This window comes from Natrinema gelatinilyticum (assembly GCF_024266705.1).
GTDB classification, from domain to species: domain Archaea; phylum Halobacteriota; class Halobacteria; order Halobacteriales; family Natrialbaceae; genus Natrinema; species Natrinema gelatinilyticum.
In genome coordinates, this window is sequence record NZ_CP100757.1 from 1,160,469 (window position 1) to 1,178,055 (window position 17,587).

Here is a 17,587-nt window from a genome sequence, read left to right on the forward strand (position 1 = left end):
CGCTCCGCCGCTGTCCGGTCGTGAGTAGTCATTGCAGTAGGTCGCCTACGGTCAGTGAGTGATCCGGTTCGTCGTCCGATCTGGCCTGACTCATTCCCCGGACTGCACTTGCCTCGACGACACGCAGGTCACCCTCGTCCTCCGGGTGTCTCGTAAGGTGGCGGTCGAGAGCCTGCTCGGCCTCCGAGCGACGCATCACCGTCGGCCGCTCTTCGGCAGATCCGATGGACGTCGGTGCGAGGTCGTCGGCCCGGACGACGACGTAGTTCGCCTCGTCCATCGAGACGGGGCCCGCCAGGTACGTCCCGCCCCGTGTCGCCGGTCGGTCGGCGTCGAGAAGCCCTGAGTCCCCCGGATCGGTGCGACCGGGTGGCTGCTCCGGGAGGCGGAACCGTGCGGACCCGGTCGTTCTGGTGTCGGCGCGCGCGACCGCGCTCACCGCAGAGAGGGCGTCGGCCGTCGCCTGCGGGATGGAGACGGTCGCCTCCGCCTTGGACGCGAAGCTTCCAAGTTCCGCAAGCTCCATCGCATGCACGTCCCGCCGTTTATCGATGACGCTCGTCTCGTAGGTCAGCGTCGTCGTCCGCGTGTTCGCCGTGACTTCGTCGGCCGTTTCTCCGCCGTAGACCACGCGTTCTGCCGTCACCTCGCGCCCGGCCGGGAGTCGCTCGAACGCGGGTCGAGAGAGCTTCTGAGTCTCAGTGAGGTCTTCGTACTGTGCCGGCGCGAAGTGCTCTCTGACCGTTCGGTCGAATGCGATCGAGCTGTCGTCTCCGTCGGTGCCTTCAATCGCGACGCCGTCGATGGTAAACTGCGTGAACTCGGCCGGTCGGGTGTTGCCAACTTTATCGAGCTCGAAGTCGAGCGGCACGACTGTTTGCCGGACGCCGAGCCGGCCGAGAGGATGGGCGAGTACACGTCCGTCGGCGCCGATGTCCCGAAGATTCACAACGGACTGACCGTCCGTGGGCCGCTGGGCCGTCCAGTTGTCCGGGTTCTCCAATGCCGCGACGAGTTTCGGCATGACTCGCGTTGACGGTAGCGGGGGACTCGCTCGCTCCGGGCCGACCGTGACGGTCATCGTCTCTGTCACGTCGAAGAAGAACAAGTCGACGTGGATCGTGCCAGTGACCCGCCACGGAGCCGGTCCGGAGACTGTGCCGTCGAGCCCGAGCGTCAGGCCCTTCCCGTACACCTTGACAGCGACCGTGGCACTGAAATCGACGACGAACTCGAACGGGTCGAACCGGAAGAGGGCGTCGAATCCAATCTCGCCCTCCACTGTCGCTGGACCCGCCTCCGCCCCTATCCAGACGTCTGCGCCCGTCTGTGCGGTGTTCGACGTGAGGGCGACGTACCCCTCAATCTCGAACCGGGGAAAGCCAGTCGATGGCGTCCCCGAAATGGCGATCCGGTCGAGGTCCGGGAGGTCGGTCGGGGAGTCGTACCGGGGATTGACACCGCCGACGGACAGCAGAAACCAGGGCTTCGCACCCCAACGCGAGCGCAGCGCCGCATCGCCGGTCGCCGTCCACGTCCCGATGTGGGAGTCGTATAGCGACGCATCGAACGCGGCGCGCTGCTCGGCCGGGACGACCTGGCCCGCGATGCCCACGTTCAGGTCGACGAGCGGATCGACGCCCGCTTCCGGAAGCACGGCGTTGACGCGGCCGAGGAGGGTGACGTCGGACGATGGGAACTGGACGACGATGCCGAGGTCGGCCGTGACGAGGGGCGGGGTTCCCCAGGCAATCTTTGCCATCGGGCCGAAGACGTGGTGGTCGCGCTTCGGCGGGAACACCGCCCCGAGGTCGCTTACGATCCGCGTTGCGTTCTCGACGGGGTCCTCCGGAAACAGGATGGACTCGAGCGAGCCCTGTCTCACGGCCTCGCCGAGCGCCGCCGAGCGGACCGTTCGGTTGACGCCGAGGAGCCCACCTACGCCGTTCAGCGTGAACCCGAGCCCGAGCCGAATGGGCGTGAACTCGCCAGCAACGAGGACGAGTAGCGAAAAGCCCTGGCTCTCGTCGGGGAGGCGATTGGTGAGCAGTCCAACGGCATTGAGCGCGAGGTCCCCGACCTGGAGCTGGACGACGCCTGCGTAGCGCTCGTGCTCGGGGTCGAACCGGAGGAAGCCGCCGCCGGTGACGACTCCGGAGTCGATCGAGAGCCCGATCCCGTCCGGCGGCTTGACGCCGACATCGAGGTCGATCGGACCGAGGTTCCCGTCCAGGTTCTCGGGGAACTGCACCTCGGCGACGACGCCCATCCGCGTGATTGTCCCGGTTACCGGACCGAACTCGACGTCGGCTGACGCCGCTCCTTCGAGGGTCACCTCGTCGGTGTCTGCACTGGGAACGACGCCGAGGTAGAGCTCCGTCAGGCGGACCGGCCCGAGGCGCCCCTGCTGGGGGAGCGACACCTCGTGGCCGCTGCCGCGCTCGAAGAACAGCCCCCGGTTCGACGACCACCCGACGGTCACGTCGAAGTCGTAGACCAGGCCGTCAGACGGGAGCATCGATGCGAGGAAGTCGTCGAGCTCGCTGGGATCGACCGCGAGCGTCCCCCGCGCGGGGAGTGTTACCTGGAAGATCGCCTCTCCATCGTCGAACTCGATTGAGGTGCTCAGTTCGGTGTACTGGACTGCGATTCGGCTCCCGTCCGGATCGCCGAGGAGCGAAACCCCATCGCTCGAAGCCCGCCCGTCGTACGCGAGTGCGACCTCGAGGTCGATTTCCGGCAGCTGCTCGCCCTCGCCGATGACATTGGCGCGCGTGTTGACCGTGTCGGCCGTGTCGGAATCCGGCCACGCAGCAATCCCCCAGTCGGTCTGTTCTGCGGTGCTCTCGACGTTGAACGTCCACCCATCGCCGAGGTCGACCGTCTCGCTCGCCGCGCCAACCCCGAACGGGACCACCACGAATCCGGGCAGGTCGTTATCGGGATTCCCCGGGATAGGGACGATACGAACACCGACCGACGTCGAGGCGCGCTCCTCGACGAAGCTCACAACCGGAATCTTCAGCTCCGGCTCGAGTTCGTTGGACCGCATGGGTCGACCCACGAGGTCTTCGACGACCGGTTTCGGCGGGTCGGTAAGCGTCGCCGGTATCCCGGCTCGCCAGCAGATCTCGCGCAGGTAAAAGAGTACCAGAAAGCCCGTGAAGTGTTCGGTTCCCCACCCCATGGCGTCAGCGGGAACGCCAACCGGGTCCCGCAGGAACGCCGGGAACTGCGAGAGGTCGAGCGTCGGGGGCCGGCCCTCCTCTATGACGCCGATCAGACAGAGGGCGTCGTGGATCGGCCGGTGGTCGCGATGGAGGTACGTGACCAGTAGGTAGTCAAGCACGCGGTCGCCGACTTCGCCCGAGTCGACGGCTTCGACATCGACGCTCCGAAGGTGACGGATACCGCTGTACGTTCCTGCAACGGCGTTTACGAGGTCGTCGACGTCGGTGGCGTCGATGTCCACGGCCGCTCCCTCTCGCAGTGGATCCAGGACCAGCCTGCGCAGCGTCGGCAGGGACTCGCCAAGGTCGTCGACGACGGCCGCGTGAAAGGCCTCGAGCTCACCTTCCTGGAACCCCTCCCCTGCGCCCGCTCGGTCCAGCAGTCTCGCGACGCCCTCAGGCCCCTCTCGGACGGCCTCGTCCAGTGGTTCGAACACCCGTGCAAACTCGACGAGCAGCGTCTCGGGGTCGAGCAGCGACGTCGTTGGCTCGCTAGTTCCCATGCACGACCTCCCAGGAAAGCATTACGGGCCTGCGCTCGCGGCTCACGATCGGGAGTTCTTCCGGTCGAACCGAGACCGTCCCCTGTCTCATGATCGAGTGGGCCACATGCGGCGGCACGTAGATCATCTCGACGTATCGGAATCGGAGGTCGATCACGCCTCCGATCCAAATGTCTGGGATGGGTTCGGGCCCCCAGCCCATCGCTCCGACTGGCCAGCCGAAGATCCGGTTGTGGCTGCTGCCGCTGGACATGTCCCAGACGCGGGCGCTCCACTCCGTCACAACGTCCTCTTCGTCGGGCCGAACAGTTCTAGCCTCGTGGATGTCCAGCGCGAGGTCGTTACTCTTGAAGTCCACATCCAGCCACCGACCGAGGAGTTTGAGAGCTGGGCTCGGCTCGTACGCCCCGAGCATCGAGCGCCACCTGTCGTCGACCGTCCCACCGTTCGTCCGTGAGAGAATCGGGGTGGTTTTCTGGGCGTCTGCGAGGCTGAAGCGATGCAGGTACTCGCCGGACGTGTTCTCGCTCACTCCAAGCTTTTCTGACAGAACATTGGAGCCGAGGGGCGTGTAGAGAACTTCCAGATCCCGATAGACCGGGAGGGGTCTGAGGAAGAGATAGCCCCGTTTCAGAATACCGATGTCCGCCTCGTCTGGATAGGCGTCCGAGGGCGAAATTTCGATCTTACCGACGTAGCGCTCCTCGTCCCCCGGCAGCCGCTCGTCCCTGTCCAACTCGATCGTTTCCACGCCGATTGGTCGAATGAGGCTGTAGAGCGCTGAGAGCTGCCTGCCGCAGTCCACGTCGCCCACCGGGTCGTTGGGGTCCGGGACGATTCGCCGGTAGCCGTAGGTCGACTCCCTGGGATCCAGGAAGTCCTCGGTGTCGAGAGTGCGCCATAGGGTGCCGAACCTCGTGGTCTTTATCCAATCGGCGACCGCCGAATCATCGAATATGCCTACGACGAGTGCACCGATGAGCCCGAGTGCGATTCCGACGACGAGCAGCGGCATTCCGATGACGAAAGGCGCAGCCATCGTCGCCACGCTGCCGAGTCCCATTATCGCGTACCCGGCGGCGGAGTCGAAGTCCCCACTCCGTATCTCTTCGACGAAATCGATCGTACTCAGGATCATGCCGACCACGTCGAGGAGCGACGCGACATGGGAGAGCGCTCGGCTCATGAGTTTGGCGTTCCGCGTGAGGCGTCGCCGGAGCGGCTCATCGGGGATTGTGTCAGGCAGCCGCTCCGGGAGGTATCTATCGACGATCTCGAGGCTCGCGATCGCGTCCGCGATGTCTTTGATCGCTTTGATCTGCTCGACAGTATCGGTCTTCGATGGGTTGGACAGGGTGGAGACGCCGCCGATCGCACCGAGGCTCTTCGACAGAACGACGAGCGGGGCCGTCCACCGCCCGGCAGGCCTGCTTCGCGCTTCGACGAGCGAATCGGTACTGACGAGCAGCACTTTCGCCATATTTTCTGTGTCCTGGGGCGTCCAGGTCTCCTCGAGCAGTGTCGGCGAGACGATCGTCGGTTCGTCGTATCGCGTCTCGGACCAGTCCGTCGCGTCGACTGCGGCCTGAATCTCGGTGTCGGTGAAGTACGTCGCGGTGACGATCCCGACGAAATTCGAGACGATTAGGTCGGGGTCCGGCATCTCGGGATCGGCCAGGTACTGTTCGTCCGTGGATCTATGTGCGTAAAAGTGATTCAGCCCGGGGAGTAACTGGAGGAGTGCTTGCGTCAGGTGCTCCTCGATCGAATCGGTCCGGATGTCGGGGTCAGCGTCGACGGTCACCCGCCCGTCGGCAGTGTAAAACCGGGTCAGTTCCGATGGCTGCTTTGGGAGGATACTGACCTTCCGTTTCATGGCCATTTCGATCGCCTCGTCGCCCCAGACGTACTCCTTTGGGTCTGACTCGTCTTCTCGTTTCCACGCCGGGCCGGGTCGCGCGAGCCGGTTCGGATTGAAGATGGCCATCTCTCTGTACTCGAAGAGATGTGCGAGAAATACTCGGCCCCTATGGCAGTGGGCGAGCCTGGCCGTGAGCCGCTCGACGATGGCGATCTGCTGATCCAGTGGTCGCTTGAGAAACTCGACATAGAAGGCGTTCGCCTCGCTGAGATCCGGCGGTTGAAACTGGTCCATACCTGCGTTCCACCACGCGATCCGCTTGTCGTCCTCCAGACTCGGCAGCCCGTACTTCATGCGGAGAATTAGCTTGTGTGCGCGAATTTCGACGAGAACGCGCCTGGAGACGATTTCGCGTCCGAAGTCGATGAACTCATTGCCGGTCTTCTCCGCGTCCTCCCACGTCACTTGCTTCCCCTGTTTAAGGGCGGAATCCTTCGCGTTGGAGATGTGGAGTGCGGTGTCGACGCTCGCGTCACCGCTCCAGTTCGTCTCGAGTTCGTCTTCGAAGTACTCACTCACCCCGAGGGCGTCGTACAACTCCTCCGTACTGGAGTCATCCGTGTGACGACTCCTGGTTACGAGTTGTTGGATGGTGGTCCACAGTTGGATTTTCTCGCCATAGTCCCGCTGGAACTCCTCCCAGTCGGCCAGCGCCGTGAGGTACATGCTGTGCTGGAAGCGTGCCTCCTCGAGTGCCCCGAATTCGCCCTCGCGTCTCGTGAACGGGTCCTCCCAGCCGGCCTGCGAGGCGGCCGACCCGCCTTCGGCCCCCATCTTACCACCTCGCCGATCGTGTGATCGATTCCCAGCGTGGTCGCCACACTGCTGCTGACTGCCCTCTCGATGTCACTTGAGGGCGCCTCTCGCCGGCAGTCACCGATCGTTTGCGCCCGTCCCGAGAGTTCATGCGTCTGCGAGTTTCCATTCGGAGCGTCCGTCCGCGTTCGTTGTCGACCTGTGCCGTGCGACGGCCGTAGACGCACAAGAAACGCTGAGTACTGACGACGCCCGATGGTCGTCCCCGCGCTCACCCGCTGGCGGCCGAGCGCCTCTACGTCTATGTGTCTATGTGGCTCTTCCGTCCTTGGGACGACTCGCGCGACTTTCCCCGCGGGTTCGCGCTGTTCGTCCCCGTGCTAGACGATTGTTAGCAGCCCACAAGCATAACCGTTACTCCTAGCCGATCCGAATCCGGATCGAGCCGGCCGATCGGCGGTCGTCACCGCGACCCGGCTCCGCGGCGCACCCCGACGCTCAGCTCAGTCGCATTTGCCGACGAAGTGCCATCCATTAGCGGTGCACTGGCTACGTCTCCAGATTAGTTGGCCACGTGCCAGGGACGGTCCTCGTTGACGAAGGTCATATCTGAAACGATTGCTCGGGTTTCTTCGGCAAACGTCTCATACAACACTGGTCTCTGCATTTCCTTCGCCAGTTTGCGGCCAAGGATGACATCTCTCTCTCTTGTACTACTTTGTCCGAAATGTCCGTATTTTTCACCGTTCCAGACGTATGAGAGCGAATGCAACACATCGAAGAGCAGGATGACCCACGTGTGATAGTCGATCGGTTGATGGGCCAAACCTGTCCCTTCTGCGACGATCGCCGGCTCGAATCAGAGAAGCACAAGGGTAGCCAGGCGGTCGTCTGTGAGGGCTGTGGTACGCCCATCGTGCAACTCTGATAGTTCGATAGCACAGCTGCGGTAACCATAATTAGTCGCTCTATCGATGAACAAGGCGAGTGCCTCGGGGCTTGTCCCCGAGGTACTTCATACCGAACATCGATACCGTGTCGTGCGGATGTCTGACTGACGTTTTTGGGGACCAGTGTAGTCATGACTGCTATGGCCACCCCCGATTCGACACCTACCAAAACGGACACGGGTCGACGATCCACTGGTGATGATCCCCTGTCGACATGGCCCGCGGCGAACGTAATTCGTCTCGTTGTACGTACGAAATCGTGGCTCGCGTATCCCTTGGCCGTGTGCTGGCCAGGTGCTGGCCACTTCTACCGCCGCCAGTGGACGCGTGGCTGCAGTTGGGCGGCGCTGTATGGGGCCGCACTTCTGTTTCTTAGCTCTGCAACGCTCCTCAGTAACGGCCAACTCACCGAGCCGGTCCTCATCACTGCCCTCCAACTCGAGACGGTCGCATTCGGCGACATGGCCATGCCATTCGCTGTCCTCATCCTCAGTGTCATAGACCTCTATGCCCGCGCCGTGCTCAACAACTCGAGCGAAAGTCCATCCAGTTCAAGCGAAAGTCCACCATCACCAATAGCAAACAACTGATACACTTACTCACCGCTGCTCGAACTAATACCGGATCAGACGGACCACGAGGACGGCGAAGGGCCATTGGAAATATACACGAGTGTGACGAGGAGACCGTTACTCACACTCATATCTTCGTCCGTAGAGTCAAAAAAATGTCTATCCGTATGATTATCATATAAATACAGTAAATTACGTGCAAGCCGACAAAACACAGCGTCGGGTTATCAGTCTGAGAAGATTCATAGATGGATTTCTTATTATTTTTCCGTATCGGATATTCTGATTAACCCGAACAAGGATTTACGAATGTCTAGCAAGTACTTTTGATGACGGCTCCCGACTCAACTGACCATGAGTGAAGATAAACCGCACCAGAACCTAGCGATTATCGGCCACGTTGATCACGGAAAGAGTACGCTCGTGGGACGACTTCTTTACGAGACAGGGAGTATCCCAGAGCACGTGATCGAACAGCACCGAGAAGAGGCCGAGGAGAAAGGCAAAGGCGGCTTCGAGTTCGCCTACGTCATGGACAACCTCGCTGAAGAGCGCGAACGCGGTGTCACTATCGACATCGCTCATCAGGAATTCGATACTGACGAGTACTACTTTACGATCGTCGATACACCAGGGCACCGCGACTTCGTGAAGAATATGATCACTGGTGCGTCACAGGCTGACCACGCTGTTCTCGTCGTCGCCGCTGACGACGGTGTCGCGCCCCAGACTCAGGAGCACGTTTTCCTCGCTCGGACCCTCGGGATCGACGAACTCATCGTTGCCATCAATAAGATGGACATCGTCGACTACGAGGAATCAACCTATGATGAGGTCGTCGGAGAGGTTAATCAACTCCTGAACCAGGTCCAATTCCAGACCGATGACGCATCATTTATCCCGATTTCTGCCTTCGAGGGCGACAATGTCGCTGAATCTTCCGACAACACTCCCTGGTACGATGGTCGAACCATACTCGAGGCACTGAACGATCTCCCGGTACCGGAGCCACCGACAGATGCACCACTCCGACTACCGATCCAGGACGTATACACGATTTCGGGTATCGGTACCGTTCCCGTCGGACGTATCGAGACCGGTGTCATGAACACGGGCGACAACGTCTCCTTCCAGCCCAGCGACGTGGGCGGCGAGGTCAAGACGATCGAGATGCACCACGAAGAGGTGCCAAAAGCCGAGCCCGGTGACAACGTCGGATTCAACGTCCGCGGCATCGGCAAAGACGACATCCGCCGCGGTGACGTCTGTGGTCCTGCCGACGATCCGCCGAGCGTCGCCGAGACGTTCCAGGCCCAGATCGTCGTCATGCAGCACCCGTCCGTGATCACCGCCGGCTACACGCCGGTCTTCCACGCCCACACGGCGCAGGTCGCCTGTACGATCGAATCCATCGACAAGAAAATGGACCCCTCGAGCGGCGAGGTCGCCGAGGAGAACCCCGACTTCATCCAGTCGGGTGACGCTGCTGTGGTCACTATCCGACCGCAGAAGCCCCTCAGCATCGAGCCGTCCAGCGAGATTCCCGAACTCGGGAGCTTCGCCATCCGTGACATGGGTCAGACCATCGCGGCAGGTAAGGTCCTTGAAGTCAACGAAGGGAATTGATACTTCGAGAGATAGTTGTCTCGCCGTGAAGGTGAGACTTCTGCCCTCGATCCGCTATCTGTTCAGCCGACATAGGCGCTGACGTAGGCGTAGTATGTCAGAATCGTCCCTTGCCGCTAGGTCTCGGTTCGCGAGTTTCCGAGCGTACCGGCAGAACGTCCGTTCGTCCAGCTCGTCAAATATCCCGTCCGAACCTGGTTCATCCCTCGAGCCGACGAGACTTCTTGCACAAACTCTCGAGCGTAGCAAGTCGAGAGTACGGTCTCGTGGCAATCGAAGACCTTGACACGAAGGGCCTTGTCGAGTTCGACGGCAACTCGAGAAACCGTACCGGGGCGGCTGGGGAACGTTCCTCCGGATGCTCAAGTTCGAGTGCGAACGCAAAGGAGCGCACTTCGTCGCCGCCGATTTGGCAGGCACGACCACAGAGTGTGGGGCCTATGACATCCTCCGCGCCGTAAACGGCGTGGTTTCCTCCGTGGGATTCTCAGCTGGTCTACGCGTCCCCGGAGGCAACATTCCGTCGGAGAGCGGTCGCACGGCGAACGTGTTGGTACGCTTCATGCCACAATTGTTTTCACGTCGAAACGTCAAACAAGTTTTGTGATACGTGACGACTGAAACGCCTCTGACTTGTTACATCTGTGGCCGCACCAGTGACAAGTGGATGACTGTGGATATGATTGGACTGTTCCGAGACCAAGCAGCGGCACGAGAACGGTTCGAGAAGAAGCACGACAAGCAACCAGAAAGCTATCTATTCGTGTGCCCTGACTGTGAAGACGAGAACCCGTCTCATGCCGAAAATAGCCGCGAGAAATACGGTGTGTACCAATGAGACCCGCGATAGATATTTTGTATGCACTCTACGGACGGGTGAACGACTACGCAGAAGCAACTATAGTAACCGTTAGAATTTTCTACTCAGGGATGGTTTCTGAGGGTAGTGGATCATCTCGACGAAATCTCCGTCAAGGAATTGCAAGATGCTCTTGACAACGTGGAGGGAAAGAAGCCGACACAACGGCTCTTAGCGGCAATATCGTACAAAAACGGCGTTACACAGACTGAACTAGCCGAGTGGTACGACGTTCAGCGACGCACGATCTATAGCTGGCTCAAGCGACTCGACATCGACGAGTCGCTTGAGCAGGCTGTAACTGATGCTCAGCGATCTGGGAGAAAGCGAAAGCTCTCAGAAAAACAGCGACAAGAATTCGAAGAAGCTGTCCACGACTCACCCGAAGAAGTTGGGGTTGACGCGCCGGCGTGGACGCCGGCGCTCGTCCAGCAGTATCTCGACGAGACCTACGATGTCGAGTACTCAATCCCGAGTTGCCGGCGGTTGCTCAAAGAGGCGGGATTGTGCTATCAAAAACCACGCCGCACAGCCGCTGAAGCTGAGGCTGACGAACAAGAAACGTTCCACGAAGAACTCAAAAAAAGCGGCGGGAGATGGACGCCACAATAGTCTGTATCGATCAAACCAAGAAATCCGTGCAAGTTGAGCCGCGTGCCGCGTGGTTTCCGCGCAGCACGCGGCCGGCCGTCGAATTGTCCGGGCAACGCGACTGGACGTGTCTCTTGGGCGCGATCACCGAGGACGGTGATCGATTTTTCTCTCGATTCGAAGAGTACGTGACCGCTGAACATGCGAAACATTTCATTCTCGCGTTATGCAAAGAGTTCGAAGATAACTTAGTCGTCGTGTTGGATGGAGCGCCGTATTTCCAGGCATCGGCCGTCACGGACCTGGCGGCCCGTGACGACCTCGCCTTCGTCACGCTACCAGCGTATTCACCGGAACTCAATCCAGTCGAAGAGTGCTGGAGACAGCTTCAATCAGCTCTTAGCAACCGATTCTTCGACTCACTTTCTGAGCTAACAACAGCGATCGATACCGCTCTTGACCAACTCTCTATTCCCAAAGTGAGTAACTATTTCTAACTCCTACTATAGCCTCTCACTCAATAAAGTGTATATCGAGGTGCTGAAAACCGGCCTCAATGCGGTGGAGACTCAAAACCAGCAGTAACGTGGCGGTTTCTCGCCGGAGCAGACGCGATTCACGCCCGCCCTGTTCGGCGCTCAGTTCCGACACGTATTGTCGGAACGCTCCCGCCTCACGGGAAGGGCGGGGACTCTCTCGCTCTCAAAGATAGCGTTTCGATGGCCAGGCCGCTGTGGGTCCGCGAACACGTTATCCCTCCCGTGGCTTCACGGCGGACAGGGACTGAAACGTTCTTTCTCGCAGCATCAAACACGTAGGAGCGGAACGCTCCGCATCAACGTTCTCAGAATCGCTCTGCGACTCTGATGGGCTGCGAAAATCGCGGCGTGATTTTCGAACGCGTGGAGACTGCGGACCCAACGGGAACCCATTTAGCTAAAAGAGAGGGCGTTAAGCCCCCGTCCTCAAGGAACGAACGGCGTTAGCCGCGAGCGAGTAGGGCGGGGTAGTTCACCTCCCGCAAAGCACGTTCTCGAACCAGGAAGCCCCTCCCTCAAGCGCGAGCCGTCAGGCGAGCAGTAGGATGAGGTAGTTCACTCGCCGCCATTAATAGAAATGTTAGAGACTGTAATGCCAACATTCTCGAGATCGATATTGACTCGGCCGATATCGTAGGAGTGGCCGTTATACTCGATAGTCACGCCATCAGCTTCCAGTGAAAACGAGTGAATCGTGTATGTACGCTTGTCAATCTCGACTGTCGGGAGGGCCTGACTCGAGATTTCGACATTATCAATAGAGACGTGCTTATCTTCAACTGAAATATCGACGCTACCTAGTTCCTCGGAACTCGTCTCAGCACCGTCTGCAGCCGCAACTGTGGCGACTCCAGTTATACTGACCATCAGGATGAGGCATATTGCGAGTCGTTGTGCCCTTGAACCCATATCTCGAGATACGACCGCTAAGCATATAAATTACATCTGAGTATCAGTTATCAATACGGACCTGGAGAAGGTACAGTGCAAGTCGGCAATAGCTGGTACTGACGGCGTAATACAACCGTTCGGCCCACTTTGCCCGGAATTCTGAGCAGGGCTGAACTCGGTGCGGTCCTCAATTTGAGCCTTGGGGTCGTCAATTTCGTCACGCAGTTCAGCAGCTTCGGGGTCATCATGCGTATCTCTCGCGGAGTTGTGGAGTTCCACGAGTACGCGGTCGGTGCGGTCAATGTGGTCACCTCGGCGTCGGCTGCCGGCCCAGACGATCAGTAGGGCGAGCAGACCGAGTAGCAGGACAAGCCAGAGGAACATTCAGCCACCGAATCCTCCCTGGCCGCCTATCGGTCCGTCACTATCGCGGTGGGTCTTGCGGGCGCCGTCGCGGGCGCGGCGATGAGAAGGATAGAACTGAGCATCGTTACTCGTCGGAGCGTGTCACGTAAGTCGATCATCGTTCGATCCCACTCGGAGAGTAATATTGTATTCTAAACACACTTTTATAACTATATGTAGTCGAGGACGGGCGACGGATATATACGTGTAAGGTCGAACTCGAGCGACTTCACCGTCTGTTAAAGGATCCGCATCGCCGCTTCGCTGACCGATCGAACCGGTCGTCTACGGCTGCCTGGTTTCGTTCATAACGGATCCAATATCCACCACTGTTCAAAGCTGCTTGTCACGGCCGACGCGAGCAATGATCGTTCGGCCCTGTCGCCTCGACGGTGAGCTGTGACTGGGCTACCGTTCCAATATTGTATACAGTACACAAAATCGTTATAACTGTGGAGTCCGTATGTTCACACGGTGAGCGACACTGAGGACGACGAACGGCAGCGGATCCGCGAGCAGAAGAAACGAGAGCTGCAGAAACGCCTTGAGAACGGCGTGTATCTCGATGCGGCCGACGCCGACGAGGGGAGCGACGCACCTGATGCGTCGAGTTCCGCAGTCACGCTAGGTGGCGGTACTCAGCCGTGACCGGTCTCCCCGCGAAAGATCGGCGGCACGACCACGCCGAGACTACACAGCGACCGCTTTCAATTCGATTATGTCCACTGACTGGAAACGCGCGATCAAAACGCAACGAGAAAAGAAAGACCGGTATTTTGGCGGTGATCCACACTCGCCGATTCCACCGGACGAGCGCGAGTCGTTCGACGGCCTCGAGTACTACCCGATCGACGAGGCCTACCGGTTCGAACTACCGCTGCACGAATACGACGATCCCGACCGAGTCACCGTTGGAACGAGTACCGACGGCGAGCAGGAGTACCTGCGCTGGGGCGAGTTCCGGTTCACCGTCGACGGCGAGGGAATAGTGCTGCAGGCCTATAAGGCGGATCCGGCCGACGAGCGGCTCTGGGTTCCGTTTCGGGACGCGACCAGCGGCGACGAGACCTACGGCGCTGGCCGGTACCTCGACCTCGAGGAAGACGGCCACCGGACGGACGACGGAAACTGGATCCTCGACTTCAACGAGGCATACAACCCGACGTGCGCGTATTCGGATCGGTATGAGTGTCCTCTCCCGCCGACGGAAAACTGGCTCGAGGTTCCGATCGAGGCCGGCGAACGTACATATCACTGATACTTATACCGTGTGACCTCCCCCCTACCGCGCTCGGCCCTCCCTGGCTCTCGCCTGGTGTGGGTGGGGCTTCCAGTTTCTCTGTTGGAACGTGCAGGAATAGGTCAACAGCGTCTACAAGTCGCGGAGCGTCTCGTGCGGCCCGGCAGAACGCCATAATGATCAAGATAACTTTTGCAAATATGGACTGAGGAATTGATCGATCCAGGACTTGGCAAATCCGAGTCGGTCGGTAAGGGTGTCGAAGAGACGGCGAGCGAGAGTTCGGAACGCGCTCTCGCTCGCCACCACGATTGGCGAGGCAGTGCGTTTGAGGACTTTCCAGACCTGTTCAATCGGGTTGAGGTGCGGTGAGCCGACCGGAAGAAAGACGAGATCAATACCGAGTTGATGTGCGCGCTTGCGCGTGTGTTCACAGATGTGAGACGAGAAGTTATCCAAGACGAGCAGAATCCGCGTTCCCGGATTCTGCTCGCGGACTTGCTCCAATAGCGCACAGATGTTCTCTTTCGATTGATCTTCAGGGAACGTCAGGACACTTTCGCCGTTGAGCGTATAGCATCCGACCGCTGGTTCGTCAAGCTTCACCAGCGGTCGTTCCAGTGTCGGATCATCAACGTACCACAGTCGATGCGAATTGTCGTATGGTTGTGGATGCGAAGCATCACAAAAACCGACGACAGTTCCCCCATCCGTGCAAATATCGTCGTCGAGGACCCATCCTTCGTCCTCATCATCAGGACGCTTGTTATGTGCCGTCTCTGTCTCCTCGTCGAACGCGTCTGCGACGCGTTCTTCGAGGATTTCATCTGCGTTTTCTGGCCGAGAGGGGCGCTTTGGACGTGGTTTAGCGTAGGACAGACCGAGATTCCGGAGGAATCGACCGAGATAATCCGGATGGTACTCTACACCGAACTCTTCGTCCAAGAGCTGATGAACTTCCTGTGCTTTCCAGGGTTGCCCCTCCCGGAGAAGTTCTAACAGACGCTCTTGTTCCTCGTCACCGAGCTTCGGGGGCCTTCCGCCCCCGAAGTTCGGTGTCAACTGACCAAGTCCGCCATCGTTCCATCGACGCGCCCAGCGACTTCCAGTCGACGCAGATTTGCCAACGTCGTCGGCTGCTTCCTCGTACGTTGCTCCCTTGTAGAGACGTTTGACAAAGGTGAGTCGCTTGATGATCTTTGGATCGTCTGCTTCGTCCAGCAGACGATCCAACTCCTGCTCACTTAGATGACGAACAAGATCGCCTCGCCGGTCTCCTCCCATTACTCGCCCGTCTCAGTCTATGCCCATAACTTCCGTCACTCATTACGGCGTTCTGCGGACGGTTCCAGACTCCGCAGGCGATTTCCCGTTATGGCGGTTCGGAGCGTCCCACTCCTCCCGAATCGACACTCGGCCGCAACCGACGGTGCACGCTTGTTGTCGCGTTTGAACACCGCCGGAAGCGTGGCGAGCATCGTACCACATCCATTCAACGACAGGATAATAAAAACCTATCTGAGTGCAAGAAACGCGTGCGAGCGGTGTATCCCCACCCTGCTCGCATCTTCGACACTCGTTGAAAAAGGAGGCTTACCACCCTCAACCACAGCTAATTTGGCCGTCCTGCCGCTATCTTGTCGCTTTCGAACAACTGGACTTAGGACGGCTGTCATCGGTCGTATAAATAACATCTCGATGCCGGTCTAATGCCTCACGGAGAGCGTTGGACTGATTGAGTCTGTACCGGTAGTTGTAGTGCATGGAGGCCGTCATAGAACGATTTGCGTGTCGTTTCTTTGCCCCATTCGGCCTGTACTATCTCACTCCGGACGGAATCCACAAAATATTTATACAATTACTCAACTAATCAAATCGTTGAATTTAGTGATTCGCCACCAGTTGTGCTCACACTCGCGTCCCGGCTCGATTCCTCTCGGCGATCAGTGGTCGAGCGTGTATCCCGTGTCACAGCGGGCGGGACGCCTCCCCGAAGGGGGTGGGAAGAACAACGATGGTAGATATCACACGACTCAAAGCAATCGCCACAGTTGGTGGCCTGGCGATTCTTGGTGGGTATGTCGGCGCTGGCGATGACAGCGGCGCGATTGACGACCGATGACACACAGCGACGACAACTCTCGACTGAGCTTCAGCAGGCGAACAGCACTCGGACTGACCGTGACTGGCGTCGGCAGCCTCGCAGGCTGCCTCGACCTGGTTGCCGACTCGACATCCGTAGAGCCAGACGAACCGATCGACCACGACGATGCCGTGGACGCGGACGACGAGGATACAGACGTGGACGAGGATGCACATGACAAAGAGGAGCCGGTGCGCGAAGAACACTCGGAGCCAGACGACTCGACCGACGAGACGTCGGAGGAACCGGATCCCGAACTCGAGTCTGAGCCAGAACCCGAGCCTGAGCCCGAACCCGAGCCAGAACCTGAGCCAGAACCCGAGCCCGAACCAGAACCCGAGCCCGAGCCAGAACCTGAGCCCGAGCCAGAACCTGAGCCCGAGCCAGAACCAGAACCCGAACCAGAACCCGAACCAGAACCCGAACCAGAACCCGAACCAGAACCCGAACCCGAGCCTGAGCCCGAGCCGGAACCGAAGTCGAATGGCCTGCTCGTATTCACGTACGACGACAGTCCAATCGAGGACTACAGCGAGACGTTCCCGGTTCACGAGGAATTTGGCGTGCCGGGCTGCATCGCGGTGAACCCGGCAAACATGGGCGAATCCGATCTCTGGCTCACGCCCGAGAAGGCCCATGAGATGCAGGACGCGGGCTGGGGGATTATGAGTCACAGCTATCGGCACCGCCCGTATGGCCAGATCCCCCTAACTAAACCCATGTCAAAAGGTGACGAGAAGGTCTACGTCGAGCGCAACACGCACGGGCGCTTCGCGAACGATCCACTCGTTGTCACTGACGACACGTCACGCTTCGAGACACGCGTGGTCGAGCGCGGCACGGATGCTGATGGGGAGTATATCGTACTGGAGGAGCCAGCGGGCGTTGATATCAGCGCGGATGGCATCGTCCACTACCCTCGTCTGTTCCTGCGGGAGAAACTGGAGAAGACGGACGAGCAACTCCGAATGTGGGATCTCGACGTCTTCGGCTTTGTCTACCCGTACGACCGGTACTACGGGCCTGCCGAGGAGATCGTACGCGACCACTACGACGCGGTGGCGAACCACCGTTGGAGTCAGGGCCACAACGATCTCGACGCGGATCCGACGACGTGGCGGCGACAGTACATCGAGACGAATCGCCTCTCGGAGTCGGATGTCGAGGAGTTTCTGGATACGGCCGTCGAAGAAGAGTGTGTCGCGATCGTGGGCGCCCACTCACAGTACGACACGCTACCTGCCTCACGTGTGCGGTTCGTGATCGAGCAGGCGCTGGTTCGTGATCTGGAGATCGTGACGATACAGGAGGCCGTCGAGCGGACGGCAGAGTATCGTTAACTCTCTGTTCGCATTCCTTTT

Annotated in this window: 10 protein-coding genes and 4 pseudogenes; 9 read left to right on the forward strand and 5 right to left on the reverse strand. The window is 59.5% G+C overall.

Features of this window, described 5'->3' with window-relative positions:
• Positions 1-28: 28 nt before the first annotated feature.
• Together NJU76_RS23500 and NJU76_RS23505 are read right to left on the reverse strand one after the other, a co-directional pair.
• Positions 29-3,733 (reverse strand): DUF6603 domain-containing protein, encoded by a 3,705-nt coding sequence (locus NJU76_RS23500; protein ID WP_254532862.1) that lies wholly within the window; start codon positions 3,731-3,733, stop codon positions 29-31.
• Positions 3,723-6,428, reverse strand: a complete 2,706-nt coding sequence (locus NJU76_RS23505; RefSeq protein WP_254532863.1) for a hypothetical protein — start codon at positions 6,426-6,428, stop codon at positions 3,723-3,725. The genes NJU76_RS23500 and NJU76_RS23505 overlap by 11 nt, the downstream gene beginning before the upstream one ends.
• Before the next feature lie 748 nt (positions 6,429-7,176).
• Here NJU76_RS23505 and NJU76_RS23510 point away from each other — a divergent pair.
• The 3 genes from NJU76_RS23510 (at position 7,177) to tuf (ending at position 9,558) form a co-directional block, all read left to right on the forward strand.
• Positions 7,177-7,338: a hypothetical protein gene (locus NJU76_RS23510; RefSeq protein ID WP_254532864.1), complete on the forward strand. Its 162-nt coding sequence runs from the start codon at positions 7,177-7,179 to the stop codon at positions 7,336-7,338.
• A 303-nt stretch (positions 7,339-7,641) separates the two neighbouring features.
• Positions 7,642-7,950: a hypothetical protein gene (locus NJU76_RS23515; RefSeq protein ID WP_254532865.1), complete on the forward strand. Its 309-nt coding sequence runs from the start codon at positions 7,642-7,644 to the stop codon at positions 7,948-7,950.
• A 336-nt stretch (positions 7,951-8,286) separates the two neighbouring features.
• Positions 8,287-9,558 carry a translation elongation factor EF-1 subunit alpha gene (gene tuf, locus NJU76_RS23520; RefSeq protein ID WP_254532866.1) on the forward strand — a complete coding sequence of 424 codons (1,272 nt, stop codon included), beginning with the start codon at positions 8,287-8,289 and terminating at the stop codon, positions 9,556-9,558.
• Positions 9,559-9,623: 65 nt separating this feature from the next.
• Here the strand turns inward: tuf and NJU76_RS27230 are convergent.
• Positions 9,624-9,738, reverse strand: a pseudogene (locus NJU76_RS27230) (tyrosine-type recombinase/integrase); the annotation flags it as partial.
• A gap of 32 nt (positions 9,739-9,770) precedes the next feature.
• Between NJU76_RS27230 and NJU76_RS23525 the strand changes: the two are divergent.
• The 3 genes and pseudogenes from NJU76_RS23525 to NJU76_RS27235 form a co-directional block, all read left to right on the forward strand.
• Positions 9,771-9,997, forward strand: a pseudogene (locus NJU76_RS23525) (RNA-guided endonuclease TnpB family protein); the annotation flags it as partial.
• 507 nt (positions 9,998-10,504) lie between these two features.
• Positions 10,505-11,505 (forward strand): IS630 family transposase gene (locus NJU76_RS23530; protein WP_254532867.1). Its coding sequence is split into 2 segments (ribosomal slippage): positions 10,505-10,997 and positions 10,997-11,505, totalling 1,002 coding nucleotides; the frame shifts between segments, so codons are not numbered across the junction.
• A gap of 216 nt (positions 11,506-11,721) precedes the next feature.
• A pseudogene (locus NJU76_RS27235) lies at positions 11,722-12,008 on the forward strand (RNA-guided endonuclease TnpB family protein); the annotation flags it as partial.
• A gap of 94 nt (positions 12,009-12,102) precedes the next feature.
• On the opposite strand, the gene NJU76_RS23535 reads toward NJU76_RS27235, so the two are convergent.
• Positions 12,103-12,456 carry a hypothetical protein gene (locus NJU76_RS23535; protein WP_254532868.1) on the reverse strand — a complete coding sequence of 118 codons (354 nt, stop codon included), beginning with the start codon at positions 12,454-12,456 and terminating at the stop codon, positions 12,103-12,105.
• 861 nt (positions 12,457-13,317) lie between these two features.
• Here NJU76_RS23535 and NJU76_RS23540 point away from each other — a divergent pair.
• Positions 13,318-13,428, forward strand: a pseudogene (locus NJU76_RS23540) (thiol reductase thioredoxin); the annotation flags it as partial.
• A gap of 133 nt (positions 13,429-13,561) precedes the next feature.
• Complete coding sequence (locus tag NJU76_RS23545; RefSeq protein WP_254532869.1) at positions 13,562-14,101, forward strand: DUF1684 domain-containing protein; 540 nt, start codon at positions 13,562-13,564, stop codon at positions 14,099-14,101.
• Positions 14,102-14,263: 162 nt separating this feature from the next.
• On the opposite strand, the gene NJU76_RS23550 is transcribed toward NJU76_RS23545, so the two are convergent.
• Entirely contained in the window at positions 14,264-15,367 is a 1,104-nt protein-coding gene (locus tag NJU76_RS23550; protein ID WP_254532870.1) for an IS630 family transposase, read from the reverse strand.
• Positions 15,368-16,201: 834 nt separating this feature from the next.
• On the opposite strand from NJU76_RS23550, the gene NJU76_RS23555 reads away from it, so the two are divergent.
• Entirely contained in the window at positions 16,202-17,566 is a 1,365-nt protein-coding gene (locus NJU76_RS23555; protein WP_254532871.1) for a polysaccharide deacetylase family protein, read from the forward strand.
• Positions 17,567-17,587: the final 21 nt, after the last annotated feature.